The sequence below is a fragment of the Geodermatophilus sp. SYSU D00698 genome (assembly GCF_054050335.1).
In genome coordinates, this window is the sequence record NZ_JBJGZD010000012.1 from 24,518 (window position 1) to 46,029 (window position 21,512).

Annotated in this window: 24 protein-coding genes; 6 read left to right on the forward strand and 18 right to left on the reverse strand. The window is 76.2% G+C overall.

Annotated features, from left to right (window positions below):
- Positions 1-4 precede the first annotated feature (4 nt).
- Positions 5-1,468 carry a M50 family metallopeptidase gene (locus ACI8AB_RS12575; RefSeq protein ID WP_456950474.1) on the reverse strand — a complete coding sequence of 488 codons (1,464 nt, stop codon included), beginning with the start codon at positions 1,466-1,468 and terminating at the stop codon, positions 5-7.
- On the reverse strand, positions 1,390-2,592 hold the full coding sequence (dxr, locus tag ACI8AB_RS12580; protein ID WP_456950394.1) for a 1-deoxy-D-xylulose-5-phosphate reductoisomerase: 1,203 nt from the start codon (positions 2,590-2,592) through the stop codon (positions 1,390-1,392). Before dxr ends, ACI8AB_RS12575 begins: the two co-directional genes overlap by 79 nt.
- 86 nt (positions 2,593-2,678) lie before the next feature.
- On the opposite strand from dxr, the gene ACI8AB_RS12585 reads away from it, so the two are divergent.
- Positions 2,679-2,999, forward strand: a complete 321-nt coding sequence (locus tag ACI8AB_RS12585; protein WP_456950395.1) for a DUF2631 domain-containing protein — start codon at positions 2,679-2,681, stop codon at positions 2,997-2,999.
- 56 nt (positions 3,000-3,055) lie between these two features.
- Here ACI8AB_RS12585 and ACI8AB_RS12590 read toward each other — a convergent pair whose 3' ends face one another.
- From ACI8AB_RS12590 to ACI8AB_RS12600, 3 genes are all read right to left on the reverse strand, one after another.
- Positions 3,056-3,772, reverse strand: coding sequence for a VIT1/CCC1 transporter family protein (locus tag ACI8AB_RS12590; protein WP_456950396.1), 717 nt, complete (start codon positions 3,770-3,772; stop codon positions 3,056-3,058).
- A 36-nt stretch (positions 3,773-3,808) separates the two neighbouring features.
- On the reverse strand, positions 3,809-4,984 hold the full coding sequence (gene rlmN, locus ACI8AB_RS12595) for a 23S rRNA (adenine(2503)-C(2))-methyltransferase RlmN (RefSeq protein ID WP_456950397.1): 1,176 nt from the start codon (positions 4,982-4,984) through the stop codon (positions 3,809-3,811).
- A gap of 62 nt (positions 4,985-5,046) precedes the next feature.
- Positions 5,047-6,207 carry a hypothetical protein gene (locus tag ACI8AB_RS12600; RefSeq protein ID WP_456950398.1) on the reverse strand — a complete coding sequence of 387 codons (1,161 nt, stop codon included), beginning with the start codon at positions 6,205-6,207 and terminating at the stop codon, positions 5,047-5,049.
- A gap of 126 nt (positions 6,208-6,333) precedes the next feature.
- Between ACI8AB_RS12600 and ACI8AB_RS12605 the strand changes: the two genes are divergently transcribed.
- From ACI8AB_RS12605 to ACI8AB_RS12615, 3 genes are read left to right on the forward strand one after another with little or no spacing between them, the layout of a single operon-like run.
- A complete protein-coding gene (locus ACI8AB_RS12605; protein WP_456950399.1) occupies positions 6,334-6,972 on the forward strand; it encodes a TrmH family RNA methyltransferase in 639 nt (212 codons plus the stop codon).
- Positions 6,973-6,983: 11 nt separating this feature from the next.
- Positions 6,984-7,769, forward strand: coding sequence for a polyphosphate kinase 2 family protein (locus tag ACI8AB_RS12610; RefSeq protein ID WP_456950400.1), 786 nt, complete (start codon positions 6,984-6,986; stop codon positions 7,767-7,769).
- A complete protein-coding gene (locus ACI8AB_RS12615) occupies positions 7,766-8,896 on the forward strand; it encodes a GNAT family N-acetyltransferase (RefSeq protein WP_456950401.1) in 1,131 nt (376 codons plus the stop codon). The genes ACI8AB_RS12610 and ACI8AB_RS12615 overlap by 4 nt, the downstream gene beginning before the upstream one ends.
- Here ACI8AB_RS12615 and ACI8AB_RS12620 read toward each other — a convergent pair.
- From ACI8AB_RS12620 to rpsB, 5 genes are all read right to left on the reverse strand, one after another.
- A complete protein-coding gene (locus tag ACI8AB_RS12620) occupies positions 8,860-9,834 on the reverse strand; it encodes a phosphatidate cytidylyltransferase (RefSeq protein WP_456950402.1) in 975 nt (324 codons plus the stop codon). The two genes, ACI8AB_RS12615 and ACI8AB_RS12620, sit on opposite strands and share 37 nt — an antisense overlap.
- Before the next feature lie 160 nt (positions 9,835-9,994).
- The gene (gene frr, locus ACI8AB_RS12625) at positions 9,995-10,552 is read right to left on the reverse strand and encodes a ribosome recycling factor (protein ID WP_387993397.1); all 558 of its coding nucleotides are present in this window, start codon (positions 10,550-10,552) and stop codon (positions 9,995-9,997) included.
- A gap of 71 nt (positions 10,553-10,623) precedes the next feature.
- Positions 10,624-11,412 (reverse strand): uridine monophosphate kinase, encoded by a 789-nt coding sequence (pyrH, locus tag ACI8AB_RS12630; RefSeq protein ID WP_456903815.1) that lies wholly within the window; start codon positions 11,410-11,412, stop codon positions 10,624-10,626.
- Between the two features lie 142 nt (positions 11,413-11,554).
- Entirely contained in the window at positions 11,555-12,370 is an 816-nt protein-coding gene (tsf, locus tag ACI8AB_RS12635) for a translation elongation factor Ts (RefSeq protein ID WP_387993399.1), read from the reverse strand.
- A 102-nt stretch (positions 12,371-12,472) separates the two neighbouring features.
- Positions 12,473-13,330 carry a 30S ribosomal protein S2 gene (gene rpsB / locus ACI8AB_RS12640; protein WP_387993402.1) on the reverse strand — a complete coding sequence of 286 codons (858 nt, stop codon included), beginning with the start codon at positions 13,328-13,330 and terminating at the stop codon, positions 12,473-12,475.
- Positions 13,331-13,632: 302 nt separating this feature from the next.
- Between rpsB and ACI8AB_RS12645 the strand changes: the two genes are divergently transcribed.
- Both ACI8AB_RS12645 and ACI8AB_RS12650 read left to right on the forward strand, forming a co-directional pair.
- Positions 13,633-14,136 (forward strand): M23 family metallopeptidase, encoded by a 504-nt coding sequence (locus tag ACI8AB_RS12645; RefSeq protein WP_456950403.1) that lies wholly within the window; start codon positions 13,633-13,635, stop codon positions 14,134-14,136.
- A gap of 48 nt (positions 14,137-14,184) precedes the next feature.
- Positions 14,185-14,787, forward strand: a complete 603-nt coding sequence (locus tag ACI8AB_RS12650) for a TMEM175 family protein (protein ID WP_456950404.1) — start codon at positions 14,185-14,187, stop codon at positions 14,785-14,787.
- Here the strand turns inward: ACI8AB_RS12650 and ACI8AB_RS12655 are convergent.
- From ACI8AB_RS12655 to ACI8AB_RS12690, 8 genes are all read right to left on the reverse strand, one after another.
- The gene (locus ACI8AB_RS12655; protein ID WP_456950405.1) at positions 14,715-15,086 is read right to left on the reverse strand and encodes an antibiotic biosynthesis monooxygenase family protein; all 372 of its coding nucleotides are present in this window, start codon (positions 15,084-15,086) and stop codon (positions 14,715-14,717) included. The genes ACI8AB_RS12650 and ACI8AB_RS12655 overlap by 73 nt on opposite strands.
- 7 nt (positions 15,087-15,093) lie before the next feature.
- Positions 15,094-15,897 (reverse strand): RNA polymerase sigma factor WhiG, encoded by an 804-nt coding sequence (gene whiG, locus ACI8AB_RS12660; RefSeq protein WP_387993413.1) that lies wholly within the window; start codon positions 15,895-15,897, stop codon positions 15,094-15,096.
- Positions 15,898-15,969: 72 nt separating this feature from the next.
- Positions 15,970-16,905, reverse strand: a complete 936-nt coding sequence (locus ACI8AB_RS12665; protein ID WP_456950406.1) for a tyrosine-type recombinase/integrase — start codon at positions 16,903-16,905, stop codon at positions 15,970-15,972.
- A 125-nt stretch (positions 16,906-17,030) separates the two neighbouring features.
- Positions 17,031-18,287, reverse strand: coding sequence for a DNA-processing protein DprA (gene dprA, locus ACI8AB_RS12670; RefSeq protein ID WP_456950407.1), 1,257 nt, complete (start codon positions 18,285-18,287; stop codon positions 17,031-17,033).
- Positions 18,284-19,804: a YifB family Mg chelatase-like AAA ATPase gene (locus tag ACI8AB_RS12675; RefSeq protein WP_456950408.1), complete on the reverse strand. Its 1,521-nt coding sequence runs from the start codon at positions 19,802-19,804 to the stop codon at positions 18,284-18,286. Before ACI8AB_RS12675 ends, dprA begins: the two co-directional genes overlap by 4 nt.
- The gene (locus ACI8AB_RS12680; protein ID WP_456950409.1) at positions 19,801-20,160 is read right to left on the reverse strand and encodes a YraN family protein; all 360 of its coding nucleotides are present in this window, start codon (positions 20,158-20,160) and stop codon (positions 19,801-19,803) included. The genes ACI8AB_RS12675 and ACI8AB_RS12680 overlap by 4 nt, the downstream gene beginning before the upstream one ends.
- A 131-nt stretch (positions 20,161-20,291) precedes the next feature.
- Positions 20,292-20,612 (reverse strand): DUF2469 domain-containing protein, encoded by a 321-nt coding sequence (locus tag ACI8AB_RS12685; protein ID WP_387993427.1) that lies wholly within the window; start codon positions 20,610-20,612, stop codon positions 20,292-20,294.
- Positions 20,609-21,400: a ribonuclease HII gene (locus ACI8AB_RS12690; RefSeq protein ID WP_456950410.1), complete on the reverse strand. Its 792-nt coding sequence runs from the start codon at positions 21,398-21,400 to the stop codon at positions 20,609-20,611. Before ACI8AB_RS12690 ends, ACI8AB_RS12685 begins: the two co-directional genes overlap by 4 nt.
- Positions 21,401-21,512 lie beyond the last annotated feature (112 nt).

A 21,512-nucleotide genomic window follows, 5' to 3' on the forward strand; every position in this document is an offset into this window, starting at 1 on the left:
ACGCCTACTGGAGTGTGATCGGGTTGACGACGTCGGCGACGAGCAGCAGCCCCGACAGCGCGATGAACAGCCCGGCGACGACGTAGGCGACCGGCATCAGCCGGGCGATGTCGAACGGGCCGGGGTCGGGCCGGCCGCGCCAGCGGGCGACCACCGAGCGGGCCTTCTCGTACAGCGCCCCGGCCACGTGCCCGCCGTCGAGCGGGTACAGCGGCAGCAGGTTGAACAGGAACAGCACGAGGTTGACGCTGGCCAGCAGGCCGAGGAAGAAGCTCAGCTTCTCCATGCCGCTGATCTGCTCGATGGCGAAGACCTCACCGGAGATCCGCCCGACGCCGACGACGCCGATGGGGCCGTTCTCGTCGCGCTCCTCGCCGAGGAAGGCGGCGCGGAACAGCTGCGGGACGCGCTCGGGGATCTCCACCAGGCGCTGCACCGACTGGGACACGACCATGCCGAAGTAGCCGGGCAGGTCGGACACCGACTGGCGGGCGAAGCCGAACACCGGGCTGACGCCGAGGTAGCCGGCGGTCATCGTGCCCTCGCCGTCGTCGGTGGGGACGACGTTCTCGATCGGCGTGACGGTGAGCTCCCGGCGCACGCCGTCGCGCTCGACGGCGAGGGCCAGCGGCTCCCCCGCCGAGGAGCGGATCGCCTGCTGCACCGTGGTCCAGCTGTCGTAGCCGGTCGGGTCGACCTGCCGGCCGCCGATCGCCACGATCGTGTCGCCCGGCCGCAGCCCGGCCTGGGCGGCGGGGCTGGGCACCGGCGCCGCGCACCCGGGGGTGCCCTCCTCGCAGAGCTGCCCGGCGTCGGCGCCGCTGGTGACGATCGGGATGTCGCAGACGTCGCCGCCCTGCTCCTCGGCGACGGCGATGCTCTCCGCACCGGCCGGGACGACGCAGGCGGGGACCGTGTCGAGCTGGGTGGTGATGACGTTGGTGCCGATCGCGGTGAGCGTGATCGCGAAGAACACCACCGCGAGCACGAGGTTGTGGAACGGCCCGGCGAACATGACGATCACGCGCTGCCACCAGGGCTTGGCGTAGAAGACCCGGCCGGCGTCGCTGGGCCGGACGTCGTCGAGGGCCTGACCGCGCACCTCGGCGATGAACGTCCGCATCCGGGTGGCGCGCTTGCTCTCGTTCTCCTCGGCCGGCGGGATCATGCCGACGATGCGGATGTAGCCGCCGAGCGGGATCGCCTTGATGCCGTACTCGGTCTCGCCGCGCGTCCGGGAGAACACCGTCGGGCCGAAGCCGACCATGAACTGCGGCACGCGCATGCCGAACTTCCGCGCCCAGAAGAAGTGGCCGAACTCGTGGAAGCCGATGCTGAACAACAGGCCGATCGCGAACGCGACGATCCCGAGGACCGTCAGGAGGATGCTCAGCTGGGGCCTCCGGCGAGAGCGGCGCGGGCGTGCTGCCGGGCCCAGCGCTCCGCGGCCAGCACGTCGTCGACGCAGGTGGGAGCGCCGAGGTCCGGCGCGTCGTCGAGGGTACGCGCGACCAGGCCGACGACGTCCGGGAAACGCAGCCGCCCGGCGAGGAACGCCGCGACCGCCTCCTCGTTGGCCGCGTTGTACAGCGCCGGGACGACTCCCCCGGCCTCCCCCGCCGCGCGCGCGAGCCGCACCGCCGGGAACGCGTCGGCGTCCAGCGGCGCGAACTCCCAGGTGCTCGCCGTCGACCAGTCCAGCGCGGGCTGCACGTGCGGCAGCCGGTCGGGCCAGGCCAGCGCCAGCGCGATCGGCAGCCGCATGTCCGGCGGGCTGGCCTGGGCGATGGTGGCGCCGTCGGCGAAGGTGACCATCGAGTGCACGATCGACTGCGGGTGCACCACGACGTCGATGTCGGCGTAGGGCACCCCGAACAGCAGGTGCGCCTCGATCAGCTCCAGGCCCTTGTTGACCAGCGTGGCCGAGTTGATCGTCACCACCGGGCCCATGGCCCACGTGGGGTGCGCCAGCGCCTGCTCGACGGTGACGTCGGCGAGGTCGGCGGCGCTGCGCCCGCGGAACGGCCCGCCGCTGGCGGTGAGCACCAGCCGGGCGACCTCGCTCCTGCGCCCGCCGCGCAGGCACTGCGCCAGCGCCGAGTGCTCGGAGTCCACCGGCACCAGCTGGCCGGGCGCGGCCGCGGCGGTCACGAGGTCCCCGCCGGCGACCAGGGACTCCTTGTTGGCCAGCGCGACGACGTTGCCGGCCCGCAGCGCGGCCAGGGTGGGGCCCAGCCCGATCGAGCCGGTGATCCCGTTGAGGACGACGTCGGCGGGGCGGGCGGCGAGCTCCTCGGCGGCGCGCGGCCCGGCGAGGATCTCCGGCAGCGCGTACTCGCCCCGCGCCCAGCCGCGCTGGGAGGCCGCCGCGTAGAAGGCCAGCTGCAGGTCCTGGGCGGCGGTCGCGCGGGCCACCGCGACCGTGCGGACGCCGAGGGTCAGCGCCTGCCCGGCCAGCCGGGCCACGTCGCCGCCGCCGGCGGCCAGCGCGGTGATCCGCAGCCGGCCGGGGTTCTGCTCGGCGACCGCGATCGCCTGCCGGCCGATCGACCCGGTCGAGCCCAGCACGGTCACCTCGCGCGGCTCGCTCATGAGCGGCATCCTCCCCGACGCGGGACGCGACCCGCCCGCCACACCTCGACCGGTGACCCGCGGACGGGGCTGGCAGGATGAGGGGCGTGAGCGAGCAGTCCGGCCCCGGGGTCCGCCAGCACGACCCGCAGACCACGCGCGTCAACCAGCCCAACCGCGAGGAGGGCGTCGTCCGCGCCGGGGAGCACCCGGTCGAGGAGGAGCGGCCCGAGGACTGGGGCTGGCACGCCCGCACCGGCAAGTGGGCGCAGATCGCCGGCTGGCTGACCGTGCTGGTCATGCTGTCCTACACGTGGGGCAACCACGAGGGCCGCATGGAGGACCTGTGGCTGTTCGCCATCTCCGCCGGCCTGGTCGTGGTGCTGCTGTGGGACCTGCACCGCAAGCGCACCGCCTGGCGCAGGTAGCCCTCGACGGACACTCGACGCCCGATCCGGCTCCCGCCGGGTCGGGCGTCGTCGTGTCAGGAGACCGCGACGCCGATCGCCGCGCCGATGGCGTACGTCGCTCCCGCCGCGAGCGCCCCGAACAGCAGCTGCCGCAGGGCCGCGGACCACCAGGGGCGCGGGGTGAAGCGCGAGGACAGCGCCCCGGCCGCGGCCAGGCCGACCGCGCCGCAGACCAGCGCCGCGGCGAGGACCGAGAACCCGAGCAGGTAGGGCAGCAGCGGGATCACCGCGCCGGTGGCGAAGGTGAGGAACGAGGAGACCGCCGCGGTCCACGGCGAGGGCTTGTCGGCCGGGTTGAGCCCCAGCTCGGCGACCACGTGCAGCCGCAGCGCCGTGTCGGGGTCGCGGTGCAGCTGGACGGCGACCCGCTCGGCGAGGTCGGCGTCGACGCCCCGCACGCGCAGCATCTGCACCAGCTCGGCCAGCTCGCCCTGGGGGTTGCGCGCGAGCTCGCGGCGCTCCTTCTCCACCTCGAGGTCGAGCTGCTCGTTCTGCGTGCTGACCGAGGTGTACTCCCCCAGCGCCATCGAGATCGCGCCGGCGACCAGGCTGGCGACGCCGGACAGCACGATCGCGTGCGACGGGGCGCCGCCACCGCCGACACCCGCGACCAGCGCGGTGTTGGTCACCAGCCCGTCCATCGCGCCGAAGACGGCGGCCCGCAGCCACCCGCCCGAGACGTCGGCGTGGCTGTGCTCGTGCGCCTCGGCGGTGGGGACCTCGGTGCTCACGCGGCGTCCCCGGTGCTCACGCGGCGTCCCCGGTGCTCACGCGTCCGCCTCGGCTCCCAGCTCGACCGGGGTCTCCAGCGCCGGGACCGGCGTGGCCACGGTCGGCACGCCCTCGGCGCGGTCGGCCGCGGCGAGCTGGCCGCAGGCGCCGTCGATGTCCTGGCCGCGGGTGTCGCGGACCGTCGTCGGCACCCCGTGCGCGCGCAGCCGGGCCACGAACTCCCGCTGCGCGGGCAGCGGGCTGGCGTCCCAGGGGCTGCCCGGCGTCGGGTTCAGCGGGATGAGGTTGACGTGCGCGAGCCGCTCCGCCAACAGCCGGCCGAGCAGGTCGGCGCGCTCGGGCTGGTCGTTCACGTCGCGGATGAGGGCGTACTCCACCGAGTAGCGGCGTCCGGTGCGCGCGGCGTAGGCGTCGGCCGCGTCGACGACGTCGGCCACCTTGTACCGGGTGTTGATCGGTACGAGGGTGTCGCGCAGCTCGTCGTCGGGGGCGTGCAGGCTCACCGCGAGGGTGACGCCCAGGCCCTCCTCGGTCAGCCGCCGGATCGCCGGCACCAGGCCCACGGTGGAGACGGTGACCGACCGCTGCGACAGGCCCAGGCCCCACGGCGCGGAGGTGAGCAGCGCGTCCAGCGTGCGGCGGACCCGGGCGTAGTTGGCCAGCGGCTCGCCCATGCCCATGAAGACGACGTTGGACAACCGGCCCGGCCCGCCGGGGATCTCCCCCGACGCCATGGCCGCGGCGGCGGCGACCGCCTGGCCGATGATCTCGGCGGCCGACAGGTTGCGGGTCAGCCCGTTCTGGCCGGTGGCGCAGAAGGGGCAGGCCATGCCGCAGCCGGCCTGGCTGGAGATGCAGACGGTGGCCCGGTCGGGGTAGCGCATGAGCACGCTCTCGACCAGCGCGCCGTCGTGCAGCCGCCACAGCGTCTTGCGGGTGCGCCCGCCGTCGGCCGACTGGTGGCGCACGGGCGTGAGCAGGCCCGGCAGCAGCGCCTCGGACAGCGTCTGGCGCACCGCGGCGGGCACGTCGGTCATCTGCGCCGGGTCGGTGGTGCCGCGGAAGAAGTGCCGGGCGAGCTGGTCGGCGCGGAACGCCGGCTGCCCGAGCTCGGCGACGGCGGCGCGCGCCTCCTCGCGGGTGAGGTCGGCGAGGTGGCGCGGCGGCTTGCCCCGGCGGGGGGCGTCGAGGACGAGCGGCAGGGCAGTCATGACCCCTCCATCGTCCCACCCCCGCGCCGGGCGTGGGCCGCCGTGCGGGTGAGGTCGCTCGCTCAGGACGCCCCTGCGCCCGTCGGCGCGGCGGTGGGCACCGGTGACCCCGTCGTCGGTGCGGAGGTGGGTGCGGGGGTCGGGGTGGGCGTCACCTCGCCGTCCGGGTCCGGGAGGTCGTCCTCGGTCGGGGTGGAGGGCGGCGGGGTCGGGGGTGGTGTCGGGGTCGGGGGCGGCGCCGGGGTCGTCGTCGGGGTCGGGGTGGGCACGGGCTCCTCGACCGATCCCGTCGGCGTGGCCGGCTCGGTGGTCGGCACCGCGTCCGTCCCGGATCCGGGGGGGTCCGCCGGTCCGAGCGGCGGCGACACCGGGACGACCTCCGGTGCCGCGGACGGCTCCGGCGCGACGACCGCCGGCAGCGGGGCGTCCGGGGTCGTCGCAGGGGACGGCGCCGCGCTGGTCCGCACCGGGGCCGGGGCGGGATCGGTGACCGGCGCGGACGTGGCCGGCGCGGGCACGCTGGTCGTCGGGGCGAGGGGGACGACACCGGCGACGACGGACGGCCTCGGCGCGGGGACGGCCCGCGTCGGCGCGGCGACCGCCGACGGCGAGGACTGCACGGCCGCCGTCGGGACCGAGCCGGACGAGGCACCCGCCAGCAGGACCGCACCGGTGACGCCGCAGGCGGCGAGCGCGCCCGCCGCCACGGCGACGCCGATCCGGCGCCGGGGCCGCACCCGCGGGCGGACGACCACACGAGGGGTCACGACCTCGGCGATCACCCGGACCGGGAGGGCCTCCGGGACCGGCACCGCGTCCGCGGTCGCGGTCGCGGTCGCCGGGGAGCCGGCCACGGGGGGACCGCCAGGAGAGGACGTCCCCGGCCCGTCGTCCTCGGCGCTCGCCCCCTCCGGGTGCTCCCCGGCGGCGGCGCCGTCGAGGTCGTCGGCTGCCGGCACGGGGGTCTCGAGGACGTCCTCGTCGTCCGCGGCCCCGCCGACCGGCGCCTCCCCGACCGGGGCGTCCTCGTCGACCGGCCCCTCGTCGAGCGGAGGGTCCTCGAGGACCTCCTCGACCGGGGCGTCCTCGAGGACCTCCTCGACCGGGGCGTCCTCGTCAGCCGCCCCGGGGCCGGGCTCGTTCACCCACCCGGGCAGCCACTCCCCCCACGGCTCGACCGGGGTGCCGGCCTCCTCGGGGTCGCCGTCCTGCCGCGCCGCCATCCCACCTCGCTGTCACTGACTGTCATTCGATGCTCACCCCGTGGAGTGGTCATCGTGCCCGACGGACCCGACCGGGTGACGGAGGCACGGCCGGGCGGCGGGGTGCGGCCCGCTAGCGTCGGCCGGGTGTCCGAGGCCGAGCGCGCACCCGTCCCGCTCGACCCGGTCGGTGTCGGCCCGTGGGAGGGGCCGTGGCCGGAGGACCCGCGCTACGACCCCGGACTGCTGGCGCACGGGGACCGGCGCAACGTCGTCGACCGGTACCGCTACTGGACCGTCGAGGCGATCGTCGCCGACCTCGACCGGCGCCGGCACGGGTTCCACGTCGCCATCGAGAACTGGCGGCACGACCTCAACATCGGGACGGTCGTGCGCACGGCCAACGCCTTCCTCGCCGCGGAGGTGCACGTCGTCGGCCGGAAGCGGTGGAACCGCCGGGGCGCGATGGTCACCGACCGGTACCTGACCGTGCGGCACCACCCCGACGCCGCCGCGCTCGGCGCCTGGGCGCGGGAGCGGGGCGTGCCGGTGCTCGCCGTCGACAACCTGCCCGGCGCCCGGCCGATCGAGACCGCCGACCTCCCCCGGGCCTGCGTGCTGCTGTTCGGCCAGGAGGGCACCGGTCTGTCGGAGGAGGCGCGGGCGGTGGCCGACGACGTCCTGTCCATCGCGCAGTTCGGCTCGACCCGCTCGGTCAACGCCGGCGTCGCGGCGGGGATCGCCATGCACGCCTGGATCCGCCAGCACGCGCAGCTGCCGACCTGACAGGCGGGGCCGTGTACGCCAGGCTCGGCGAGGTGGGCCGACTCGACGACGTGGAACTGACCCTCCGGCTGGGCAAGCGCGAGGCCAAGGAACAGCTGGCCGCCGCGCAGCAGCGCCTGGTGCACCTCCGGCTGTTCCTCGGCGGGCAGCTGGGCACCCCGCTCGGCCCGCCGGTCTGCGTGCTGTTCGAGGGCTGGGACGCCTCGGGGAAGGGCGGCGCGATCAAGCGGCTGGTCGACGAGCTGGACCCCCGGCACGTGCGGGTGGCGCAGTTCGCCGCCCCCACCCCGACCGAGAAGCGGCACCACTTCCTCTGGCGGTTCTGGCCCGTGCTGCCCGGCTGGGGCGGCATGGCCGTCCTCGACCGCACCTGGTACGGCCGCGTGCTGGTCGAGCGGGTGGAGGGGTTCGCCGGCGAGGAGGCGTGGCAGCGGGCCTACGGCGAGATCGTCGACCTGGAGACGACGCTGGCCGCCGAGGGCATGGTCCTGGTCAAGTTCTGGCTGCACGTCTCGCCCCAGGAGCAGCTGCGCCGCTTCGAGTCCCGCGCGGCCGACCCCTACCGGGCCTGGAAGCTCACCGACGAGGACTGGCGCAACCGGGAGAAGCGCCCGGCGTACGAGGCCGCCGTCGAGGAGATGCTCGCGCGCACCGACCACCCGGCGGGGCGGTGGACGCTGGTCGCCGGGGACGACAAGCGGTGGGCGCGGGTGGCCGTCGTCCGTGCCGTCTGCGAGGCGATCGAGCAGGCGCTGGCCGCGCGCGGGATCGACCCGGACGAGACCCCGGGGGCATGAGCGTCCTCGTCCACCTGTGCGCCCCGGCCGACTGGCGGGCCGCGCTGTCCGCCGGTGCGGTGCCGCCGGCCGGGGCGCCGTTCGTGCACCTGTCGCACCCGGAGCAGGTCCACCTGCCGGCCGCGCGGCTGTTCCCGGGCCGGCGCGACCTGGTGCTGCTCGTCGTCGACCCGGCCCGCCTGACCGACCCGGTGGTCGAGGAGACCGGCGTCGGCACCGACCCCGCGGGCATGCGCTTCCCGCACCTGTACGGCCCCCTCCCGACGGCGGCGGTGGTCGCCGTCGTGCCCTACCGCCCGCCGGTGCCTCCGGTCCTGCCCGCCCCGGACGACGCGCTGGGCCGGGCCCTGGCGCACGGGCTGTCGCTGCGCACCCGGCGGGCCGCCGAGGTGCGCGACGTCCCCGGCGGGGTGGCCGTCCTCGACCCCCGCTTCGCGCACTCCCGCGACGACAACCGGCTGGTGCTCGACGACCCCGTCGACGCGGCCACGGTGGCGCGGACGGCCGGCGAGGTCGCCGCGGACGCCGGCTGGGCCCACCGCGCGGCGGTGCTGCGCCGGCCCGGCGCCGGTGCCGTCGCGGACGAGCTGGCCGCGGCGGGCTGGGAGGCCGGCGAGCTGCTGGTCATGGCCCGTCCCGCCGGCCCCGGCCCGCCCGGGGCGGAGCGGGCGGAGGTGGTCGCGCAGGAGGAGGTGCACCCGCTGTGGGAGGCGGGGTGGCGGCGCGACCTGGCGGGGATCCCGGACCTCGACGAGGTGGTCGCCCAGCTGGTGGGCCGGGAGGCCCGCAACGACCGGGTCGTCGCGGTGACCGACGTGGTGGTGCGGGAGGGCGGCCGGGTCGTCGCGGCCGGGCAGCTGCGGGTCGACGGCGCGACCGCGGCGGTCGAGTCGGTGATGACCGAGCCGGCCGCCCGGGGACGCGGCCACGCCGACGCCGTCCTCGCCCGGCTGCTGGAGCTGGCCGCGGACGCCGGCTGCGACCTCGTCACCCTCGAGGCCGACGCCGGCGACTGGCCGCGCCACTGGTACGCCCGCCGCGGCTTCGCCGTGGTCGGGTCGACGTGGGAGCTCAGCGCGCCCTGGCCGCCTCAGCCGGGCGGCGCGACCCAGGACAGCAGGAGGTAGGCCACCGCCGCCGAGGGCAGCAGGCTGTCGAGCCGGTCCATGATCCCGCCGTGGCCGGGCAGCAGGGTGCCCATGTCCTTGATGCCGAGGTCCCGCTTGATCAGCGACTCGCCGAGGTCGCCCACCGTGGCGGTGACCGCGAGCGCGACGCCGACGAGCACGCCGCCCCACCACGGGCCGTCGAGGGCGAGCACGACGATCGGGGTGGCGACGGCGACGCAGGCCACGACCGACCCGGCCATGCCCTCCCACGACTTCTTCGGGCTCACCGACGGCGCCATGGGGTGCCGGCCGAACAACACACCCGCGGCGTAGCCGCCGACGTCGTTGCCGACCACGGTGGCGATGAACGCGAGCACGCGCGCGGCGCCGTCGTCGGGGACGAGGAGCAGGACCGCGAAACCGGCCAGCAGCGGCACGTAGAGGGTGACCAGGACGCCGGCGGCGGCGTCGCGGCGGTAGTCCCCGGGGCCGTCGCCGAGCCGCCACAGCAGCACCGCGACGACGGTGAGCAGGAAGCCGACGACGAGGCCGTCGGGGCCGCGGGTCCACGCCAGCACCAGCATCGCGACGGCGCCGACCAGCACCGGGGCGAGCGGCGGGCGGGCACCGCCGGCCTCGAGCGCGCGGACCAGCTCGACGATGCCGACCAGGATCGCCGCGACGACGACCACCAGGAACGCCGGCCGGTAGAGCAGCAGCGAGGCGAGGATGACCGCGCCGAGGCCCAGGCCGACGCCGATGGCGGCGACCAGGTCACGCCCGGCCCGGCCGCTCTTCCGCTCCTGCGGTGCGGTTCCGGCGGCGTCGCCGGCCGTGTCGGGGCCGGGCGCCGCCGGTGCCCCGGGGACGGGCGGGACGGCGATGCCGGCGGTCGGCACCGCCATCTCCTGGGTGCCCGGCTGGGTGCCCGGCGCCGCGGGGCCCGGGGCCGTCACGACCGGGCCGGTCGGCGGGGGCACCGGCCGGAGCGGGCCGGGCGGCGGGGGCGGCGAGGGACGCCGGACCACGGGGATCGGCCCGGTGTCGGCGCCCCCGGACGGGCCGGCCCCGGCGGCGTCGGGACGGGAGGTCATGGCAGGGATCGGGGCGAGCGGCTCAGACCTCGAGCAGCTCGGACTCCTTGTTCTTCACGGCCTCGTCGATGGCCGCCACGTGCTGGGCGGTGAGGTCGTCGAGCTCCTTCTCCGCGCGGCGCACGTCGTCCTCGCCGGCCTCGCCGTCCTTGGCGATCCGGTCGAGCTCCTCCTTGCTGCGGCGGCGCACGTTGCGGATGGCGACCTTGGCGTCCTCGCCCTTGGACCGGGCCTGCTTGACCAGGTCGCGACGGCGCTCCTCGGTCAGCTGCGGGAAGACCACGCGGATGATCTGCCCGTCGTTGGTCGGGTTGACGCCCAGGTCGCTGTCACGGATGGCCTTCTCGATGGCCGACAGCTGGCTGTTGTCGTAGGGCTTGATGACCGCCATGCGCGCCTCGGGCACCGTGATCGACGACATCTGCGGCACCGGGGTCGGCGCGCCGTAGTAGTCGACCAGGACCTTGTTGAACATCGAGGGCGCCGCGCGGCCGGTGCGCACCGAGCCGAGGTCCTCCCGCGCGACCGACAGGGCCTTGTCCATCCGCTCCTCGGCGTCGAGCAGGGTGTCGTCGATCACGGTCTCTCCTCCTGCGGCGGGATCGTCCCCGCCGTCGTCCTGCGGTGCGGCGAGCGTGTTCCGGCGCCCGCTCAGCTGATCAGCGTCCCGATCCTCTCACCCGCCACCGCGCGGGCGATGTTGCCGTCGCGCAGCAGGTTGAAGACCACGATCGGCATCTGGTTGTCCATGCACAGGCTGATGGCCGTGGCGTCGGCGACCTTGAGCTGGTCGGCGAGGACCGTGGTGTAGTCCAGCTCGTCGTACATGGTCGCCGCCGGGTTGGTGCGCGGGTCGTCGTCGTAGACGCCGTCGACGCCGTTCTTGGCCATGAGCAGCACCTGGCAGCCGATCTCCAGCGCGCGCTGGGCGGCGACGGTGTCGGTGGAGAAGTACGGCATGCCGGCGCCGGCGCCGAAGATGACCAGCCGGCCCTTCTCCAGGTGCCGGACGGCCTTGCGCGGGATGTAGGGCTCGGCGACCTGGCCCATGGTGATCGCCGTCTGCACCCGGGTCTCCAGGCCCACCTGCTCGCAGAAGGCCTGCAGCGCCAGGCAGTTCATGACCGTGCCGAGCATGCCCATGTAGTCGGCGTGCCGGCGGTCCATGCCCGCCTGGGACAGCTCGGCGCCGCGGAAGAAGTTGCCCCCGCCGACGACGACGGCGACCTGCGTGCCGCCGTGGACGACCTCGGCCAGCTGGGTGGCGATGTCGTGGACGATCCCGGAGTCGACGCCGACCTTGCCGCCGCCGAAGGCCTCGCCGGAGAGCTTGAGCAGCACCCGCTGGTAGCCGGCGCCGTCAGCGGGCTGGAAGGCGCTCGGGGCCGACAGCGGCGGGTGGGGTGCCTCGGTCGTCTGCGTCGTGGCGGTCTCGGTCAACAGCTCTTCCCTCGCTCGACGTCGTTCTCGGTGATCCTGACAGAGAGCCCGGCGCTCGCCAGCCGGGCCCGGAGACACCACCGGCCCCGTCCCGGGGATGGGACGGGGCCGGTGGCGTGGTGTCTCCGTCGCCTGCGGCTCGTCAGGCCTGGCCGACCTCGAAGCGGGCGAACCGCTGCACGGTCAGGCCGGCCTCGTCGATGACCTGCTTCACCGTGCGCTTGGGCTCGGTGATCGACGGCTGCTCGAGCAGGACGAAGTCCTTGTAGTAGGCGTTGACCCGGCCCTCGACGATCTTGACGATCGCCTGCTCGGGCTTGCCCTCCTCCTTGGCCGTCTGCTCGGCGACCCGGCGCTCGGTCTCGACGGCCTCCGCCGGGACCTCCTCGCGGGACAGGAAGCGCGGGCGGGCGGCGGCGATGTGCATCGCCAGGGCGCGCGCGGCCTCCTCGTCGCCGCCCTGGTACTGGACGGCGACGCCGATGGCCGGCGGCAGGTCGGTGGCCCGCTTGTGCAGGTACACCGCGGTCGGGCCCTCGAAGGTGGCGAAGCGGGAGAGGACGAGCTTCTCGCCGATGCGGGCGGACTCGGCCTCGATCAGCTTGGCGACGGTCTGGCCGTCGACCTCGGTCGCCATCAGCGCGTCGAGGTCGGCCGGCGACTGCTCCAGCACGATCTCGACGAGCCGCTCGGCGAGCGCCACGAAGTCGGCGTTCTTGGCGACGAAGTCGGTCTCGCAGTCGAGCTCGAGCAGCGCGCCGTGCTTGCTGACGACGATGCCGTTGGTCGTGGAGCGCTCGAGGCGCTTGCCGACGTCCTTGGCGCCCTTGATGCGCAGCAGCTCGATGGCCTTGTCGTACTCGCCGTCGGCCTCGGTGAGGGCCTTCTTGGCGTCCATCATGCCGGCGCCGGTGGCGTCGCGGAGCCGCTTGACGTCGGCGGCGGTGAAGGCAGGCATGTCACTTCCTCGTCGGTGTGGAGGGGTGGGCGTCCCGAGGACGCCCGCGGGCGGCGCGCCGCCCGGCCGCACGCGCGGTGCGGCCGGGCGGTGCGGGAGTTCTCAGGCCTCGCCGGCGGTGGGGGCCGGGGCGGTGGCGGAGGTGTCCGAGGGCTGCTCGGTCGCGGTCTCGGCACCACCGGTCAGCAGCTCGCGCTCCCAGTCCGGCAGCGGCTCGTCGCCACCGATGGCCTGCTCGGCGCCGTCCTCGCGGCCGGCGTTGGCCTGCGCGGCCGAGCGGGCCATGAGGCCGTCCGCGACGGCGTCGGCGATCACGCGGGTCAGGACGTTGATGGCGCGGATCGCGTCGTCGTTGCCCGGGATCTTGTAGTCGACCTCGTCGGGGTCGCAGTTGGTGTCGAGGATCGCGACGACCGGGATGCCCAGCTTGCGGGCCTCGCCGACGGCGATGTGCTCCTTCTTGGTGTCCACGATCCAGATGGCGCTGGGCACCTTCTGCATGTCGCGGATGCCGCCGAGGCTGCGCTCGAGCTTGGCCTTCTCGCGGGTCAGGCCCAGCTGCTCCTTCTTGGACAGGCCGGCCATCACGCCGGTCTGCTCCATGTCCTCGAGCTCCTTGAGCCGCTGGAGCCGCTTGTGGACGGTGGAGAAGTTGGTGAGCATGCCGCCCAGCCAGCGCTGGTTGACGTAGGGCATGCCGACGCGCTGCGCCTGCTCGGCGACGACCTCCTGCGCCTGGCGCTTGGTGCCGACGAACAGGATCGTGCCGCCGTGCGAGACCGTCTGCTTGACGAACTCGTAGGCCGAGTCGATGTACCCGAGCGTCTGCTGCAGGTCGATGATGTAGATGCCGTTGCGCTCGGTGAAGATGAAGCGCTTCATCTTCGGGTTCCAGCGACGGGTCTGGTGCCCGAAGTGGACGCCGCTGTCGAGCAGCTGCTTCATGCTGACGACTGCCATGGGGGGCGCAGCCTCTCGTGCTCGCGCGCGGCCGCCCGGCGGCCGCGCTCCTCGGTTGACGCGGGCACCGGGTGGTGTCCCGCCCTGGCGTCCCGCGGCGCCACCGACCCGGGTGGACCGGGACCGAGGTGGGGCTGCCCCGCCGTGCTGGCGGGTGGAGGACGCGCGGAGTCGACCCGTGCAGACGGGTCGCACCGGACAGCATACGCGCCGGGCGGGACCGCTCCTCCCCCGTGCCCGGGCCGTCCACAGGTGCGCTGCCCGGCGCCCGCTGCGGCGCGCCGGCGGGAAGCCTCGGCGGCGTGCCCGCCCGCCCGCTGCTCGTGCTCCTGCTGGCCTGCGCCGCCCTGCTCGGGCCGGTGCCCGCCGTCGCGGAGCCGGGCGCTCCCGCCGTCCCCGCCTGGACCGCACCGCTGGGCGGGCCGCCGGCCGTCACCCGGCCGTTCGCTCCCCCGCCCTCGCCCTACGGCCCCGGGCACCGCGGCGCGGACCTCGCCGGCGCCGCCGGTGACGTCGTGGTGGCGGCCGGGGACGGCGTCGTCGTCTTCGCCGGGCAGGTGGCGGGCCGGCCGGTGGTGAGCGTCGACCACGCCGACGGGCTGCGGACGACCTACGAGCCGGTCGACCCCGCCGTCGCGGCCGGGCAGCGCGTCGCCCGCGGGTCCCCGGTCGGGACCCTGGCGGCCGGGCACGCCGGCTGCCCGGCCGCCGCCTGCCTCCACTGGGGCCTGCGGCGCGGCGAGGTGTACCTGGACCCGCTGTCGCTGCTGCGCCCGCCGCGCGTGCGCCTGCTGCCGCTCGGGTGACGCGCGGGGACCGCTGCCGGAGCGGCCGCCGCCCCTAGCCTGCGCGGGGTGCAGACCGAACGGGGCCTCGACCGTTTCGTCGCGTTCCTCGACGCGGTCGTCGCCATCGCCATCACCCTGCTGGTGCTGCCGCTGACCGAGCTGCTCGACGGCGCGGAGCCGCGGACCGGCCTCGGCACGCTGCTGGCCGACGAGTCGTCACAGATCGGCGCGTTCTTCCTCAGCTTCGTCGTGATCGCGCGGCTCTGGCTGGTCCACCACCGGGTGGTCGAGACCGTGGGGTCCTACGACCAGGCGTTCCTCACCGCCAACCTGCTGTGGATCCTGACGATCGTCCTGCTGCCCTTCGCCACCCAGGTGTCGGCCCGCTACGGCACCGACCGGCCCGCGGTCGCGCTCTACATCGGCACCATCACGCTGAGCTCGTTCTGCCTCACGGCGATCAGCCTGCTGCTGTGGCGGCGCCCCGCCCTGCGCCGCGACGCCGCCGCGCCGGTCGGACCCCCGTGGCCGTCGCTGGTCGCCAGCGGGCTGTTCCTCGTCGCCCTGCTGGCCGGCACGCTGCTGCCGGGCGTGCACTACTGGGCGATGTTCCTGCTGTTCCTGTCCGGGCCGATCGAGGCCGCGCTGCGGCGCCGCGTCGCGGTCTGATCCCCGGTCGCCGCCACGTCGGTGACGTGCTCGACCACCGGGAACGGGTCGTCGGAGGAGTGCAGCAGCGCCGTCCACTCCCGGTAGGCGGCCGAGCCCCGGAACCCCTCGGTGTGGTCCTCCAGCCGGTCCCGCTCGACCAGCAGCAGGGAGGTCCCCGGGCGCTCGGGGCAGCGGGACAGCCGCAGGGAGCGGAACCCCGGCGACGCCTCGACGAGCGGCCGCGCGCGCCCCGAGGCCGCCTCGAACCCCTCCTCCCGGCCCGGGCGGACCGGGAGGAGCGCGTGCTCGAGCCCCACCGGCGGCTCAGGCGATGTCGGCGAGCTTGGTGCGCAGGTGCAGCACGGCCTTGGTGTGCAGCTGGCAGATGCGGCTCTCGGTGACGCCGAGGACGCGGCCGATGTCGGCCAGCGTCAGGCCCTCGAAGTAGTAGAGGCTGACCACGACCTTCTCCCGCTCGGGCAGCTGCTCGACGGCGCGGGCGAGCAGCTGGCGGGCCTCGCCGTGCTCGGCCATCGCCTGCGGGTCGAGGGCGTTGGCGTCCTGCAGCGTGTCGACCAGCCGGGGCGCGCCGCCGTCGTCGTCGGTGAGCAGCTCGTCGAGGGCGACGACGTTGACCAGGGAGAGCTGGCCGAGGAACTTGCGCACGTCCTCGACGTCCATCTCCATCGCCGCGGCGATCTCCTCGTCGGTCGGGCTGCGCTGGAGCTGGTTCTCCAGCGTGGCGACCGTCCGCTCGAACTGCCGGGCGCGCATCCGCACCGACCGCGGGATCCAGTCGGTGCTGCGCAGCTCGTCGATGATCGCGCCGCGGATGCGGGACATCGCGTAGCTCTCGAACTTGACCTCGCGCGAGGGCTGGTAGCGGGTGATCGCGTCGATGAGCCCGAAGGTGCCGTAGGAGACCAGGTCGGCCTGCTCGACGTGCGCCGGCAGGCCGCTGCCGACCCGGCCGGCGACGTACTTGACCAGCGGCGCGTAGTGCAGGATCAGCCGGTCGCGCAGCTCGGGGGCGCGGTCGGCGACGTACTGCGCCCACAGCTCGGCCAGCGCGGCGTCGGCGTCCTCCTCGGACTCGCCGCCGATCCGGTGGATGGTGGCTTCGGGCACGTCGGGTCTCCCGCTTCGTGGTGGCTGGGGTCCTGCCGGACCCGGGGACGGTCGTTCGGGTGGGCGCTCGGCTCAGGCCCGCGGGTGCGCCTGGGCGTGCACCGCACGCAGCCGCTCGACGGTCACGTGCGTGTAGATCTGCGTCGTCGCGAGGCTAGCGTGGCCGAGCAGCTCCTGGACGGAGCGCAGGTCGGCGCCGCCCTCCAGGACGTGGGTGGCCGCGGAGTGCCGCAGCCCGTGCGGGCCGACGTCGGGCGCGCCCGGCGCGCGCGCCACCGCGGCGTGCACGGTGCGGCGGGCCTCGCGCGGGTCCAGCCGCCGCCCGCGCCGGCCGAGCAGCAGCGCCGGGCCGGAGTCGGAGGTGGCCAGTGCCGGGCGGCCCCGGGTCAGCCAGGCGTCGAGCGCCCGCTCGGCCGGTGCGCCGTAGGGCACGCTGCGCTCCTTGCGGCCCTTGCCGAGGACCCGCAGCAGGCGGCGGCCGCGGTCGACGTCGTCGACGTCGAGGCCGACCAGCTCGCTGACCCGGATGCCGCTGGCGTACAGCAGCTCGAGGACGACGGCGTCGCGCAGGCCCACGGGGTCGTCGGCGCCGGCGGTGGACTCGACGACGGCGCGGGCCTGGTCGGGGGCGAGCACGTCGGGCAGCGTCCGGTGCGCCTTGGGGCTGACCAGCCGCAGGCCGACGTCCTCGGGGGTGTGCCCCGAGCGGCGCAGCCAGGCGGTGAACGAGCGGGCGGCGGCGGCGCGGCGGGCGGTGGTCGCGCGGCTGGCACCGCGCGTGCGGCCCTGGGCCAGCCAGCTGCGCAGCGCGGCGAGGTCCAGCTCGTCGACCCGCGTGCCGCCGCGGCGGGCGAGGTGGTCGAGCAGCCAGACGGCGTCGGTGACGTAGCCGCGGACGGAGTGCTCGGACAGGTCCCGCTCGTGCCGCAGCGCGTCCTCGTAGCCCTCGAGCGCGGCCGCGAGCGCCGGCGGCAGCGCGGCGCGGGCGTCGGCGGTCCGGGCGGTCACTCTCCGACCGTCCGACGGCACCGTCCGTGGGTCAAGCCGCCGCGCCGTCCGGTCGCCCACGACCGGTGCGGGCGGGCCGGCCCCTCAGCGTCCGGGAGGCGGACCCCCGGGGACCGGCCGCCGGGTCACCCGCCGCGTCCCGTGCGCGGCGGTGGGGCCAGCCGCCAGCCGGTGCCGGTCCACTGCACGAGGTCGGCGACCTCCAGGCCGGGCAGCACCCGCATGGCCTCCAGCGGGTCGCAGCCGGCGACCGCGGCCAGCCGCTCGGCGCTCACGCCGGTCCTCACCGGGCAGGCGTCGAGCACCCGGCGGGCCAGGTCGGACAGGCCGTCGCGGGGCGACGTGGGCCGTCGCTCCGGAGCGGCCAGGTCGTCCCCGAGGCTGCCGACCGCCTCGACGACCTGCGCGGCGTTGCTGACCAGCCGCGCGCCGGACTCCTGCTCCCGCAGCAGCTCGTGGCAGCCGACCGACATCGCGCTCGTCACGGGGCCGGGCACGACGAGCACCTCCTTGCCCAGCGCGCGGGCGCGCCGGGCGGTGGCCTGCGCGCCGGAGCGGGCCGCGGCCTCGACCACCACGGTGCCGCGGGTGAGCCCGGCGATGATCCGGTTGCGGACGAGGAAGCGGTGCCGGTGCGGAGCCGCGCCCGGCGGCCACTCGCTGACCAGCAGGCCGCCGCCGCTGACGATGCGCTCGAACACCGCGGAGTGGGCGGCCGGGTAGGCCCGGTCGACCCCGCAGGCGACCACCACCACGGTGGGGGCCCCCGCGGCCAGGGCGCCGCGGTGGGCGGCGACGTCGATGCCGTAGGCGCCGCCGGAGACGACCGTCCAGCCGCGCTCCCCCAGCTGCGCGCCGAGGTCGGCGGCCACGTGCTCGCCGTAGGCCGTGGACGCCCGCGCGCCGACGACGGCCACGGAGCGGTCGACGGTCGGCCCGAGCGGCGGGTCCCCGCGCACCCACAGGGCGACCGGCGGCACGAGCGCGGTGGTCCGGTCGCGCCGGCCCTCGCCGTCGCCGTCGGTGTGCGCGGCGACGGTCAGCGCGTGCAGCGGCAGCGCGGGCCACTCGTCGTCCTCGGGGACCACCAGCCGGGCCCCGCACCGCTCCGCCCGGCGGAGGTCGGCGAGGGTGGCGTCCTGCTCGGCGCGCACGCCGACCAGGGCGCGGGCCTGCTCGGGCGCCGTTCCGGCCCGCAGGGCGCGCACCGCCGCGACCGGGCCGACGTCGTCGACCCACCGCCACAGCGCCACCGAGCCCGGCTCCGCGGCGCGGGTCAGCCAGGCGCGGGCGCGCCGGATGCCGGGGACCGCCACCCCGTCGACCGCGGCCGGGCCGGCGAGCGCGTCCTCCAGGTCCTCCTCGAGGGCCGGGGCGGTCACGCCGCCACCCGCTGCAGCCGCATGCCCAGCGCCTCGGCCACGTCGCCGCCGTCGGGGACCGCCCGACCGGCGAGGTCGGCCAGCGTCCAGGACACCCGCAGCACGCGGTCCAGCCCGCGCACCGACAGCAGGCCGCGGTCCAGCGCGCGCTCGGCCAGCGCCAGCGCCGGCCGCGGCACCGCCCAGCGCTCGCGCAGCAGCCGCCCGGGCACCTGGCTGTTGAGCAGCAGGCCGGTGCCGCGCAGCCGGGCGGCGGCGGCTCCGCGGGCGGCGGCGACGCGCGCCGCCACCTCGGCGGTCGGCTCCGGGGCCGCACGGGTGTCCAGCCAGGCGGCGCGGGTGACCGGCGGCAGCTCGATGCGCAGGTCGATGCGGTCCAGCAGCGGGCCGGACAGCCGGGACCGGTACCGGCGGCGCTCCAGCGGGCTGCAGGTGCAGACGGAGTCACCGGCCGCGCTGGCGCACGGGCACGGGTTGGCGGCGAGCACCAGCTGGGCGCGGCACGGGAAGGTCGCCGACCCGGCGGCCCGGCTGATCGTGACCTGGCCGCGTTCGAGGGGCTGGCGCAGCGTGTCCAGCGTCGCCCGGGCGAACTCCGGCGCCTCGTCCAGGAACAGCACGCCGCGGTGGGCGCGGCACAGCGCGCCGGGACGGATGGCGCCCGACCCGCCGCCGACGAGGGCGGCCATCGTGGCCGAGTGGTGCGGCGCCTCGAACGGCGGCCGGCTGAGCAGCGGCGCGTCCGGAGGCAGCGTGCCGGCGACCGAGTGGATGGCGGTGACCTCGAGCGCGGCCCGCTCGTCGAGGACGGGCAGCAGGCCGGGCAGCCGCTCGGCGAGCATCGTCTTCCCCGCCCCCGGCGGCCCGGTGAGGAGCAGGTGGTGCCCGCCGGCCGCGGCCACCTCCACCGCGCGCCGGCCCGCGGCCTGGCCGACGACGTCGCCGAGGTCCGGCGCCGGTGCCGGCGGGGGCAGCGGCCCGCGGACGTGCGGCGTCAGCCGGGCGCGCCCGGACAGGTGGGCCACCAGGTCGCCGAGGGTGCGCGCGGCGAGGACGTCGACGCCGTCGACCAGCGCCGCCTCCTCCACGTTGCCGGCCGGGACGACGACGGTGCCGTGCCCGGCCCGGGCGGCGGCCAGCACGGCGGGCAGGACGCCGCGCACCGCGCGCACCGAGCCGTCGAGCCCGAGCTCGCCGAGCAGCACCAGCCCGTCGGCGCCGTCGGACGGGAGCGTGCCGGCCGCGGTGAGCACGGCGGCGGCCAGCGCGAGGTCGAAGCCGCTGCCCTGCTTGGGCATCGACGCCGGCGACAGCCCGATGGTGATCCGGCGCATCGGCCAGGACGCCCCGGTGTTGACCACGGCCGCGCGGACGCGGTCGACCGACTGGCGCACCACGGCGTCGGGCAGGCCGACGAGCGCCACGCCGGGGACGCCGGCGGACATGTCCACCTCGACCTCGACCATCGCACCGGACACCCCGGCCAGCCCGACCGACCAGGTGCGGGCGAGCGTCACGAGAACGCCCCGCGCAGGTGGGTGACCAGCGCCGGCGCGGCCGGCCGCACCAGCACGCCGACGACGTCGAACCGCAGGTCGGGCGCGTGCTCGTCGTGGGCGGCCAGCCACCGCTGGGCCAGCGTGCGCAGCCGCCGCTGCTTGGCCGCGGTCACCGCCTCGACGGGGTGGCCGAAGCCTGTGGCCCGGCGGGTCTTGACCTCGCAGAAGACGATGGCCGCGCCCTCGCGGGCGACGATGTCGAGCTCGCCGTCGCGGCACCGCCAGTTGCGGTCGAGGACGGCCAGCCCGGCGTCGGTGAGGTAGGCCGCGGCGATGGTCTCCCCGCGGCTGCCGATTTCGGTTCTCGTGGACACCCGCCGACCGTGACCCGGGCAGGCGCCCGGCACGGTCCGGCACGGCGGTCTGTGGACGGCGGCCCGGGCTGTGGAGGGCGCGGGCGGTCCCGTCGGCCCGGGCGGTCAGTCTCCCGGGTGTGCGGATGCGATCAGGTGATGCGGGGCCCGTCGGGCAGCTCGAGGTCGGGCTTGTCCAGCTCCTCGACGTTGACGTCCTTGAACGTCAGCACCCGCACGTTGCGGACGAACCGCGCCGGCCGGTACATGTCCCAGACCCAGGCGTCGGACAGCTTGAGCTCGAAGAACACCTCGCCGCCGGCCTCGCGGACCTGCAGGTCGACGGCGTTGGCCAGGTAGAAGCGCCGCTCGGTCTCCACCACGTAGGTGAACTGCCGGACGATGTCCCGGTACTCGCGATAGAGCTGCAGCTCCATCTCGGTCTCGTACTTCTCCAGGTCCTCGGTGCTCATCGCGGCTCTCCGGAGATCGTGCGCATGCCCCCATCATCGACCATGCCGCCGGCAGCGGTGAGCTGGAGTTCCCGGACGGCGCGCGCGTCGCGGGCGCGGACGACGTTGACGAAGCGCGACCGGTGCTCGGGACAGGGCCCGTGACGCTCCAGCGCGGCGGTGTGCGCCTCGGTCGTGTAGCCCTTGTGCACCGCGAAGTCGTACTCGGGGAAGCGCTCGTGCACGTCGAGCATGATCCGGTCCCGGGTCACCTTGGCCAGCACCGACGCCGCGGCCACGCAGGCGGCGACCCGGTCGCCCTTCCACACGGCCAGGGCCGGCACCCCGAGGCCGGGCACGGAGAACCCGTCGGTGAGCACGTAGTCCGCCGGCGGGTCCAGCGCGCTGACCGCGCGGCGCAGCGCCTCGAGGTTGGTGACGTGCATGCCGCGCGCGTCGAGGTCGGCCACCGGGATGACCACGACCGACCAGGACAGCGCGCGGTCGACGACCTCGGCGTAGACCCGCTCCCGCGCCGCGGCGGTCAGGAGCTTGGAGTCGGCCAGCCCGGGGACCCGTCCGCGGCGACCGGCGGGGAGCACGCACGCGGCGGCGACCAGCGGTCCGGCGCACGCGCCGCGGCCGGCCTCGTCGGCGCCTGCGACGGCGGAGAAGCCGCGCCGGCGCAGCGACCGCTCCATGTCCCAGAGCGACTCGTCGCGGCCCGGGTCGCCGGCGGGGTCGGGACGCCGGGTGCGGGCGGCCGGCGTCGCGGCGGCCCGGTGAGCGGGGGGAAGACGGCCTGCCATCGCCGTCCGACACTACGACGCCCCGGGGACACGACCCGCCCCCGGGACGGCGGGACTGGCCGGCGCGCAGACGGCGGCGGGCCGGCCCCCGGGGTCAGAGGGGGCCGGCCCG

Bases quoted from the DNA above. Each gene is read 5' to 3' on its own strand.
- rlmN (WP_456950397.1), bottom strand. From the start codon at position 4,984: ATGACTGCCCTGCCGCTCGTCCTCGACGCCCCCCGCCGGGGCAAGCCG.
- ACI8AB_RS12690 (WP_456950410.1), bottom strand. From the start codon at position 21,400: ATGGCAGGCCGTCTTCCCCCCGCTCACCGGGCCGCCGCGACGCCGGCC.
- ACI8AB_RS12685 (WP_387993427.1), bottom strand. From the start codon at position 20,612: ATGAGCACCGAGGACCTGGAGAAGTACGAGACCGAGATGGAGCTGCAG.
- tsf (WP_387993399.1), bottom strand. From the start codon at position 12,370: ATGCCTGCCTTCACCGCCGCCGACGTCAAGCGGCTCCGCGACGCCACC.
- ACI8AB_RS12600 (WP_456950398.1), bottom strand. From the start codon at position 6,207: ATGGCGGCGCGGCAGGACGGCGACCCCGAGGAGGCCGGCACCCCGGTC.
- ACI8AB_RS12615 (WP_456950401.1), top strand. From the start codon at position 7,766: ATGAGCGTCCTCGTCCACCTGTGCGCCCCGGCCGACTGGCGGGCCGCG.
- dxr (WP_456950394.1), bottom strand. From the start codon at position 2,592: ATGAGCGAGCCGCGCGAGGTGACCGTGCTGGGCTCGACCGGGTCGATC.
- rpsB (WP_387993402.1), bottom strand. From the start codon at position 13,330: ATGGCAGTCGTCAGCATGAAGCAGCTGCTCGACAGCGGCGTCCACTTC.